A 10,580-nucleotide genomic window follows, 5' to 3' on the forward strand; every position below is an offset into this window, starting at 1 on the left:
CGCGCCCGGAGTGACTCGGAGGACATCGCGAGGTCTGTCCTTTCGGTGCCCGGCCGCGAGACCGCCCCGTCCGGGCACGACGATTGTTTGGTGAGCGGACCACCCCGCGATCCTGCCGAAGCGAGTGCACTACATTGCCGGTTAGCTGTACACCAGCTGGGCGGTGGCGGTGGCATCCGACATGGCCACCGTGCGCATCCAGTACGCCGAGAAGCCGGCCGGGAACATGTGGGTAACCGTGCGGCCTTTCCGCACCGTGAAGGTCTGGTAGGTCACCCAGCGGCCCTCGCCGGTCAGGTCCACCTGCACCGCGATGTCGATTGCCTGATCACTCTTGTGGGAAAGCCGGATGATCTTCTCCTGGTACGCGGTCATCAGGTAAGGATCGGATGGTTTGCCCGCGATGACTGGAGTGTCCTTCCATGGTCCGCCGACTCCGCGAGGACGTCCGAGTTTCCACAGGTCGTCGGCGACGCCGACCCACAGGGCGGTCTTGCCGTCGGTCGACGTCAGGACATGCTCGCTCGCCGGGGCGTTGTCGCGCAGACCGGTCAAGACGACCATGCCCCGGTAGGAGCAGTAGTCCTTGATCCGTCGTCCATGCGTTGCTACGGGGCGCATCTTGGAGAAGCCACCGGCGTTCTCCGCGGGCAGCTCGTAGAACGTGCCGTGGGCGTTGAACAGGTCCCGTTCGGTGCACACCTCCCGGGCGATCCGCTCCGGGCCGAGGGGCTGCTCGGTTTCGTAGGCGTCGTGGAGCTTCGGCAACCGCCAGCGCCTCGCCTTGTCGTCGATGACGAGCACGGACGCCTCGTCGACCTCGAGCACGCCGACCGGGACGGCGACATTCGTGCGGTGCCAGGTGTCGACGTCGGGATCGTTCACGCGTGCGAGCGTGAGGTTGTCGTTCAGCTCGTAGTACCCGACCGGCGCCGTGGCCCCGTCGGCGGCTGGCCGGTCGACGACGTAGGCCAGCGTCCGCAGGTTCGCGCCGCGGGCCCGGACGAGCCCGCCGGTGACGGCCCGGTCGCCGATCCGCGCCAGAGCGTCGAAGATGGGGTCGGCATCGCTGCTGCGCCGGTCGATATTGGACAGTGAGAACGCGGCGGTAACCTTCTGTGCGGCACGGTCGGTGCGCAACCGTACCCATTCGAAAGTGGAGGGCAGTCCTACCCACTTGTACCCTCGGCCTGGCACCTGCATGTTCAGCCAGCTGGTCCATACGCCGTCACCCATGCGGTCCACCTCGATGGTGAACGTGACCGTGCGCTCCGAGTCGTGGGTGAGGTGGAGCACGCGACGATCGAACCCCGCGACGAGGAACGGGTCGGAGACGTCGCCCGCCTCGACCGGATCGTCGTTCCAGACCGTTCCGCGACCGATCGCGAAACCAAAGCCGTCGAGGTCGGCGGGGTCGACGAACCAGAGGTTCGACTGGGACTGGCCCGGACCGGCGATGTTGCCCTTGTGACGACGCTTGTTGTAGAACTCCGCCACGGCGGTGTCGTCGCAGCCGAAGACGACCTTGTCCTCCCACCGGGCGAAGTCGCCGATGACCTTGAGGTAGTTGCTGCGCGGACGGATGCCGGCGGTGCGACCGACCCGGAAGCCGGCCGGAAAGCGCCAGAAGCCGCCGTGCATGGTCATCAGCAACTCGTCGCCCTGGCCGATCTCGCGGATACGCGGCCACTCGGTGTTCCAGCCGTGGGCGCCGTCGTAGCTATGGCTGCCCTTGGGCAGCCGGTAGCTGTGCCACTCGCCGTCCTGGCGGACGTTGAGGATCAGGGACCGGTGGTCCCATCCCAACGCCCACACCGCGTCGCCGGGGCTGTTGCTGCCTCCCGCGATTCCGGCCGGACCGGTCAGTTCGGTGAACTGATTGCGGCGGATCAACTGCCAGTCGCCACTGCCGCGCCACTCCGCGAGCGCCCCGGAGGCGGTGGTCGGGTCGGTCTGTGCCTGCGGTGCCTGATCGCCGTTGTTGCTGTAGATCAGCACATCTCCCTGCGTATAGAGGCCCTTGCCGTGGTAGCCGGGCAGCTTTGAGCTGATCGCCGCCGGATGGGTCGGGCTGGTCAACCCGCTGTTGCCGTCTCTGATCTCCCCCCAAACCTCCAGGGTGTTGACGTCGACGGAGTAGAGGCCTTCCTCCATGGTCGCGAAGTGGACTTTGTTCCGAGGGTCGTTGATGTGACGGGCGGTGCCGGTCAGCCGGCCGGGCATCGCGTCGCGAGCGATGGTGCGCACCGTGCCGTCCTCGCGGATCACGTAGCAGGCGATGAACAGTTGCCGGGACTCCTCGTGGATCATCCGGTTGGCATGGGTGCCGCCGACGCTCTCCGGACGCACGACCTGCTGCAGGTCCGGCGTCACCTCATAGAGCTTGTCGCTGGAACCCTTCACCAGGTGCGGCCCGTAGGTGGTTACCCACAGCCGGCCGCTCCACGGAACCACTGCGCCGGTACCGCATTCGTCCTCATTGTTGAACATCGCCAGCGTCGGGTAGATCCCCGAGACCGACCGCGGCACGGCGGTGGCGGCTCTGGCAGCGGCCGAGCTGAGAAGCCCCGGAGCAACGTAGGCGGCGCTGGCGAGCAATGCGGAGCGGAGGACTGCACGCCGACTGGCGGGAACATGCGCGAGGTCCATGACGCTTCTCCCAAAAGATGGTGAGTGAGTATTGGTGACCTTGTGCGGATAGTCCCACCGAGGGCTGAAATGTATTCAGCTCGACCTCGATGGTGGTGGTAACACGTGCCTGTATCACGGCACGAATCGGTTGCGCATCTGTGTGCTGGATCAAGCTGCCGCATGGCCGGTTGAGTCGCGGATGACCAGCCGGAGCGGCATGAGCACTTCGGTGTGGCCGGTGTCGGCCGGATCGACGCCAGAGGCCAGGCGCATCGCGGTGCGGCCCTTGTCCATGGCGGCGGTGGTTAGCGGCGGAAGGTGTACAGGGCGTCGATGCTGTCCTTTCAGCGCGGCCGCGGTGCCGGAGCACGCCAAGCGTGCTCCGGCACTGGTCGGGAGCCGGCCGGCACCGGCTCGCCGTCATTTCCTCACAGGTGGGTCCTCAGGTAGGCGCTGGCCGCGAGTAGCTGCGTGCGCGCCGCCTCGTCGCCGACCTTGTGAGCTACCGCCTCGAACCGGTCGAGCGCAGCCTTGGCCTGCCTGACGTTTCCGTTCTTCGCGGTGTTCCGGGCGGCCGTGAGATGGCCGTGCAGCTGGTCGGCCATCTCCCGGCTGATCCGGCCGTCGTCCCGGTACCGCTGGACGAGCGCCTCGGTGTTCACGAAGGTGGCGACTACCTCGAACGAGACCGTCACCTCCGTGACGTTGCCCGCCAGGTCGGTCGCCACGACGGTCAGCTTGTGACCGCCCGCTGTGGGCTCGACCCCCGCACCACTCCCGATCGTCGCCCCGTCCATACGGAGGGTCACCGAGTCGACGCCCGAAGTGGCGTCCCGTGCCGTGGCGGCGATCGGCAGCGACGCGCCGACGTCGTACTTGCCGCCGTTCGCCGCGCCATCGACGGTCACGACCGGGACCGTGGTGTCGACGCGCAGGGACGCCGTTGCCGGTGCGGAGAGGTTGCCGGCCTCGTCGATCGCCCGGAACCGCAGCTCCCGCATTCCGTCCTCGGTCACCCGGACCGGCTCGCGGTACTGCGTCCAGGGGCCGTCGCCCTGGGCGAACTCGATGCGGACCGGGCCGCGACGGTCATCGCTTGCGGTCGCGGTAACCGTCGCCGGTGAGGTGTACCAACCGCGCTTACCGTTCGGCTGCGCCGGGTCGACCGATACGGTCAGGTTCGGCGCGGTCGTGTCGAGGATCCGGAAGTGGTCGAACGCGACCGTGACCGGCTGTGCCTGCGCCGGACCCAACGCCATCACACCGAACGAGGTCATCGCGGCGTCGTTGGTGACCGGCTGACCGAGCGAGGTCCAGTTGACCCCGCCGTCGCTGATCTGGGCCGAGTAGGTGTTCCCGCTTCTGCTCAGCCGCAGGTAGAACCAGCCGCTCTCGGACGAGTCGGCGATGTCGATCGACCGGTTGCCGCCGTTGCCGAACTGCGCGTTGCGTTCCGAGACGAGCTCGGCGCGCAGGTTGGTCGGCGTTCCGGCGTTGTTGTTGGCCACGACGTCGAACTTCACGTAGTTGTCGTCGTTGTTGTAGACCAGGAAGCCGGCCAGCTGCCACTTGTGCAGCATCGTCGGCGTCAGCCTGGTCTCGATCGTCCAGTCACCGGCGGCAACGTCCGCTGGGATCGTCTGCAGGACGAAGTTGCGCGGCGAGGCGTTGTCGGTGCCGTTGATGTCGCCCGGCTGGGTCTCGATGCGCAGCGCACCACCGCTCACCGCGACCTTGGACGAGTCGTACCGTACGGCCGCATTCCACCGGCACCCGTCGAGAGCGCTGCCGTCGAACTCGTCGCCGGGCGCGCGGGCACCGTCGTCCGAGCCGTCCGGCGTGATGGTGAAGTGGTCGAACACGGCGTCGACCTGTGCCGTCCCGGTATCACCGGCGGCCATGAGGCCGACGGTCGCGTTCGGGATGACGTTCGCGGAGCCGGCGAGCGCGGTCCACGTCTGGCCGTCGGCGGAGTACGCCGCGGTCAGCTTCTGACCGTCGCTGACCAGTCGCAGGTGCGCGGTGGACGGGAAGTCCGCCGGCACACCCACATTGGCGTGCCAGGTCCGCGTCCCGCCTGCCTCGGTCTGGAATTCCATGATCCGACCGCCGGACGACGTGCGGGTGAAGGCCACCTTGACGTAGTCGTTGTCGGTGCCATGCATGAGCAGACCGGCGTGCTGCCACTCGCGGTTGTGCGGGATGGTCACCTTCGTGGTGATCGTCCACGGCCCAGTCTTGGCGCGCTGACCGACGAAGCTGATCGGCCCGGTGTTCGCCTCGTTGATGTCACCGTTGGTGACCGGCAACACCAGCCCGCCGCTGGTAACCCGCACCGGCACGTTCGGCGCATTCCGCACCGTGGTCCACCGGCCGGTGTTCAGCGTGTCACCGTCGAAGCCGTCCGAGCCGCGGATCGCACAGGACGGAACGGTCTCCGGCGGTGCCGGATGGATGGCCCGGTCGACCAGCGTAAAGCCGCTGAACTTCACGGTGCTGGTGGCTGACGCGTTGTGCGCGGTGACCGCGAGGCCGATGTCCTGCGGGCCGGCCGCGCCAGGAAGTGTCACCGGGTCGCCGACCGGGGTGAACGACGTTCCGTCCTTGCTCCAGTATCCGTAGTACTTCCCGCCGTCGCGCACGATCCGCACCCAGGACGGGTAGCTCGTCGTGCTGGCGCCGGTGCTGGCGTCGAGCTGGCCGTTGCCGTCGGTGTCGCGCAGCCACTCGAACCCGGAGCCCGCCCGCAGCGTCATCGCCGCGTACCCGGGCGAACTGCCCGGCTGGGTGATGTCGTTGCGGACGATCAGACCGGCCTTGGCGGAGTTGTTCGTGTTCGTCTGGCTCTCGATCTTCACCGTGGCGGTCCAGGTATCGCCGGCCGCCGCCGGCAGGTACACCGAGCCGTACTGATCGGTTCCCTGCCACATGTTCGCGCCGCCGGCGTTGACGATCCAGGTGTCCTGGTCCGGCCGGTTGAACGTGGCGGTGGTGTTGGTGTAGGTCTGCCAGGCGCCGAGCAGGTTGCCGACCTCGACCTGCACGGCCCGGGACTTCGTGCGGTAGCCCTTGTTGTTGGTCGCGACCGCGGTCAGCTGGTAGCGCTTCTCGGTGGTCGCGTTCCAGGTCACCGAGTACGGCGCCGTGGTGTCGGTGCCGATCGACGTGCCGTCGGCGAAGAACTCGACCTTGGTGATCGTGTTCTCCGCGTCGCTCGCGTCGGCGGACACCTGGATCTCGCCCGGCTCCAGCTTGTCGGCCGTCGTCGGGGAGATCACCGCGACCCTCGGCTTGCTCGTCGGCGAGACGCCCTTGCCGTCGGCCTCGATGAAGTTCAGCCTCCGAGCACCCGCGCCCGGGAACACCGCGTACAGAGTGAACGTTTCGCCGGGGTCGGACACCTCGACCGGGACATCGACGTAGCCCCCGCCGTTGGTCGCCGGCACCTGCGCGGTGCCGAGCAACGCACCGTCCGGTGCGCCCCGCCGCAGTTCGATCCTGCCTGCGCCGGCGGCGGACACGCGCAGGATCAACCGATTGACGTTGTGCAGGTTGACCGGGGCATACGACGCCCAGGCGCCGTTCTGGCCGGTGATGGAGCTTGCGTGGCCCTCGATGTCCTGCGACGGGCTGACCGTCACGTTCGACGAGTTGTCGAAGAACTCCGCCTCCCGCTGCTTCGGGAACAGCAGGGTGGTGTCCGAACCGGTCAGGCTCGGGATGCCTCCCGCGCCGCCGGAGTCGGCGTAGCGGCCGTCGAGCGCGTAGAAGACGTTCATGTCCTCGCCGTGCCCGCCGCCGAGGGCGGTGACCACGGAGCCCGTGCGCCCGTGCAGCGGTTCGGCCGGGTGCGCGTGCTCGTCGTGGCCCATCGCCGGCTGGATCACCACGTCGGCGTCGTTGATCTGGGTGTCCTCGGCGTCGCTGACCGACAGATTCCAGCTGACCTCGTCGCCGAAGTCGAAGAACGCGCCGTTCGGCGGCAGGTTGAACGTGACCTCCGGCCGGGTGTTGCCGACCGTGATCGGCACGGTCGCCGTCCCGGTCTTGCCGGCCGGGTCGGTCACCGTGAGCCGGGCGTTGTAGACGCCGTTCGTGGTGTAGGTGAAGGTCGGCTTCAGCTCGGTCGAGTCGACCACGCCGTCACCGGTGAAGTCCCATGCGTACCGCAGCTGCTCGTTCTCCGGGTCGGTGCTGCCCGCGCCGTCGAAGGTGACCTGCAGCGGTGCTTGGCCGGCGTCCCGCGACGCGCTGATCTTCGCAGTCGGCGAGCGCGAGCCGGAGATGTAGTCGATCCGGTACAGGCCTGAATTCGGGTTGTCACGGCCGAAGCCGCCACCCCAGTCCAGCACGTACATCGAGCCCTCAGGGCCGAACTTGGAGTCGATCGGCGCGCGGAACTGCTCCTGCGGCAGGAACGGGTTGACCTTCTCGATCCCGCCCTGCCCGTTCGGGATGATCGAGTACATCTTGTTCCGCGCCCACTCGTAGAAGAACGCCTTGCCGTCGTAGGACGACGGGAACTTGGTGTCCGACTGCAGGTTCGGGTCGAAGCTGTAGAACGGGCCGCCCATCGGAGCCAGACCACCGCCCTGCGGGATGACCGACGGCACCGATGAACGCTTGTAGCCGTACCACATCTTCGGCGGCTTGGCCGCCGGCAGCTCGGTCAGGCCGGTGTTGCGCACCGAGTCGTTGATCGGCCGGCTGCAGTCGAAGGACGGGCCGGCCGTCACCGGGCTCGTCCGGTAGTCCACGTCCCGGAACGGCTCGTTGTTGCCCATGCACAGCGGCCAGCCGTAGAAGCCGGGCTCGGTGATGAGGTTCCACTCGGCGATGCCGGCGGGTCCGCGGTCCGGGTTGTCGTTGCTGTTATCCGGCGAGTAGTCCGCCAGCCCGACGGCCCCGGTCTTCGGGTCGATCGAGAACCGGAACGGGTTGCGGAAGCCCATCGCGTAGATCTCCGGCCGAGTCTTCGGCACGCCCGGCGCGAACATGTTGCCCGCGGGGATGGAGTAGGTGCCGTCGGGCTCGGGGTGGATTCGCAGGAGCTTCCCGCGCAGGTCGTTGGTGTTGGCCGAGGTCGCCCGCGCGTCGTGGAACGTTCCGTCCCGTTCCGACAGTGGCGCGTAGCCGCCGGACGGCTCGGAGTGTGGGTTCACGTCGTCGCCGACGCTCAGGTAGAGGTTTCCGTCCGGGCCGAACGCGAGACCACCGCCGGTGTGCCCGGGCTCGTCGGGCAGCCGCCGCGCCGGCACCTGCAGCAGGACCTTCTCCGTGGCACGGTCGATCTGCGAGCCCGGCCCGACGGTGAGACGGGACAGCCGGTTGGAGAAGTTCGCCGGATCGCTGTCGTTCGTGCTCGCCGGCGCGTAGTAGACGTAGAGGTAGCCGTTCTGGGCGAAGTTCGGGTCGAGCGCGATGCCGAGCAGGCCGTCCTCACCGCCGGAGTACACCGGGATCGTGACCGCGGTCGAGGTGGTCCTGGTCCGCGGGTCGTACACCCGGATCTGGCCGCGGACCAGCTCGGTGAAGAAGACCCGGCCGTCCGGCGCGACGGCCATGGCGAACGGCGCGCTGGTGTTCTCGTCCAGCGGAACGCGTTCGAAGTTGTCCCATATCGTGCCGCCGCAATCGCCCTGTTCCAGCCCGGCGGCCCACTTCACGCCGCCCACGATGTGCTGCACCAGCTGCGTCTCGCCGGTGAAGTGGGCGCCGAAGTGGCCCATGCCGGTCATCCAGGCTCGGCCGCCGCTGTACGGCTTGCACCAGGAGATCGGGTGGTCGTAGCCCATGGCGTTGCCGCCCGGCACGTACGTCGTCTCGTCCATCGTGGCGAGCACGTGCGCGGAGCCGCGGACGTTGAGCGAATAGTTGTACCACTCGTCGGCGCGCTGCCACCGCTGCGACAGGTGCCGTGTCGACGGGTGGGTCTGGTCCTCGACGCGGACGGTGCCCGGCTGGCCGGGGCTGGTCCCGGTGGCGGCGTGGCCGGGCATCAGCGTGCCGATCATGTTGTCCCACCACGCGTAGTTGCCGCGCATGTCGGTCGCGTTGTGGATGGCGACGATGCCGTGCCCGGCCCGCATGTAGCGCTCCATCGCCGCCTTCTGGTCGGCGGTCCACGGGTCGCCGGAGGTCTGGAACATCACGAGCGCGTCGAAGTGCGCGAGGTCCGCGTCGTTGAAAATGGACGAGTCCTCGGTGTGCTGCGAGGTGATCCCGGCGTCGGCGAACGCGGCCTGCAGCACGGGAACACCCTGCTCGATCGCCTCGCTGTGCCGGAACTGCGTGGTCTTGGTGAAGATCAGCACGTGGGCTTGGTCGTGCGCGCCCTCATGCGCGGCCGACGGCGACGAGCCCATCATGGACAGTGCGAGCGCACAGGCGACTGGTATCGCGAACAGCCGTCCCCACCGGGGACGCCAGGTCACGTTCATGAGATGCGGTACCTCTCTGGGACACGAGGAACTACTGGGTGCGGTCATGACCGTGCGGCGTGCCGGCGCCGTCGGATTGGCGGGGAGTTGGCTCTAGGCTTTTGATGTCAGGCGGTGATCCTCCGAAGGAAGGCGAAGCCGTTGAAGGCGAGGCTGTCCTGGGTGGGGGCCAGCGGTCGCCAGATGGAGGCGGCGGTCGCGATGGTTTCGTTGTCGGCGGTGAAGGACTCGATGCAGATCGCGCCGCGGTAGCCGGTTGTTGCCAGTGCGGTGAAGAACCGGGGCCAGTCGAAGTGGTCGGTGCCGGGTGCGCCGCGGTTGGTGCCGCTGACCTGGACGTGTTTGATGTAGGGGCCGGCGATGATCAGCGCGGTGTAGGGGTCGGCCTCCTCGATGTTCATGTGGTACGTGTCGATCATGATGCCGACCGTGTCGGTGAGGCCGTCGATGAGCTGCAGGGTCTGCTCGACGGTGTTGACGACGCTGGTCTCGTAGCGGTTGAGCGCCTCGACGCCGATGGTCACCCCGCGGGCCGCGGCGTGGTCGGCGACCGGGAGCAGGGCCCTGCGGAAGTCGGCGTAGCAGGCGGCCCGCTCATCCGCGGTCATCCGCCAGGTGCGGCCGACGGCGGCGTAGACGGGGCCGCCGACGCACGGAGCGCCGACGGCCGCCGCACTGTCCACACAGCACTTGAGGTACGCCACCGTCGCCTCGACGGTCTCCGGGTCGGTGGCCACGAGGTCACGGCCTGGTGGCGTGACCGCGCAGACACCGGCGGCGGTGAGCCCGTGAGCGGCCAGCAGGTCGCGGGTCCGCGCGGGGTCCCAGTCGCCGGGCTGCTCGATCGGCAGCTCGACGGCGTCGAACCCACCGTCGGCGATCCGCGGGACGAGGTCCGCCAGGGCGGCGTCGTCGACCGGCGAGGTCCACACCCACGGGTTGATGCCGATGGCGTACATCCGGTGCCTACTTCCAGCGCTGGGGGTAGCCGGGCAGGTCGGTGCAGCCGCACATGGCGTAGTGCAGCGGCGGCATGCCGGCGTCGAGGTACTGGTCGAGGTTGTCCTGGGTGATGGTGGGCTGGGGCAGCTTCCAGGGGCTGGACACCTGCTCGCCGTTGAGGACGCGCAGGGCGGCGATGATCGGGGTGCGCCACTGGTAGGTGGGGTAGGTGGGTGCGATGGCGGTGAGCTTCTTGTCCTTCCACAGTTTGAGGAAGTCGAGCTGGTCCTCGCCGTTGATCGGCGGGACGGGCTTGCCGGCGTCCTGGAAGGCCTCGACGGCGGCGACGGCGGTGGCGCCGGCGTCCATCCAGATGCCGTCGATGGTGCCGTAGCGTTGGATGTAGTCGTTGACGATCTTCTTGGTCTTGGCGGGGTCGCCGTCGGTGAACTCGACCCCGACGACGTTGACCTTCGCCTTGTCGAACTGGACCTTCGCCGCGGACCAGCGGGTCTCCAGGACGTCGACGCCGGGCAGGATGCGCAGGGCGAGGACCTTGCCGCCGGG

General features: G+C 68.3%; 5 protein-coding genes. All 5 read right to left on the reverse strand.

The features are described 5' to 3' along the window. Positions 1–141: 141 nt before the first annotated feature. A complete protein-coding gene (locus IEZ31_RS30830) occupies positions 142–2,649 on the reverse strand; it encodes a hypothetical protein (protein ID WP_229836008.1) in 2,508 nt (835 codons plus the stop codon). Between the two features lie 150 nt (positions 2,650–2,799). After that, on the reverse strand, positions 2,800–2,925 hold the full coding sequence (locus IEZ31_RS58290) for a hypothetical protein (RefSeq protein WP_268241700.1): 126 nt from the start codon (positions 2,923–2,925) through the stop codon (positions 2,800–2,802). A 134-nt stretch (positions 2,926–3,059) separates the two neighbouring features. Next, positions 3,060–9,071, reverse strand: a complete 6,012-nt coding sequence (locus IEZ31_RS30835; protein WP_190253527.1) for a ThuA domain-containing protein — start codon at positions 9,069–9,071, stop codon at positions 3,060–3,062. Between the two features lie 107 nt (positions 9,072–9,178). Continuing rightward, positions 9,179–10,030 carry a sugar phosphate isomerase/epimerase family protein gene (locus tag IEZ31_RS30840; RefSeq protein WP_190253528.1) on the reverse strand — a complete coding sequence of 284 codons (852 nt, stop codon included), beginning with the start codon at positions 10,028–10,030 and terminating at the stop codon, positions 9,179–9,181. Positions 10,031–10,037: 7 nt separating this feature from the next. After that, positions 10,038–10,580, reverse strand: a 543-nt coding sequence (locus tag IEZ31_RS30845) for a substrate-binding domain-containing protein (protein WP_190253529.1), incomplete at its 5' end; no start/stop codon positions are given.

It is taken from the genome of Dactylosporangium sucinum (assembly GCF_014647515.1).
Taxonomy (GTDB): domain Bacteria; phylum Actinomycetota; class Actinomycetes; order Mycobacteriales; family Micromonosporaceae; genus Dactylosporangium; species Dactylosporangium sucinum.

Bases quoted from the DNA above. Each gene is read 5' to 3' on its own strand.
- IEZ31_RS30830 (WP_229836008.1), bottom strand. From the start codon at position 2,649: ATGGACCTCGCGCATGTTCCCGCCAGTCGGCGTGCAGTCCTCCGCTCC.
- IEZ31_RS58290 (WP_268241700.1), bottom strand. From the start codon at position 2,925: ATGGACAAGGGCCGCACCGCGATGCGCCTGGCCTCTGGCGTCGATCCG.
- IEZ31_RS30835 (WP_190253527.1), bottom strand. From the start codon at position 9,071: ATGAACGTGACCTGGCGTCCCCGGTGGGGACGGCTGTTCGCGATACCA.
- IEZ31_RS30840 (WP_190253528.1), bottom strand. From the start codon at position 10,030: ATGTACGCCATCGGCATCAACCCGTGGGTGTGGACCTCGCCGGTCGAC.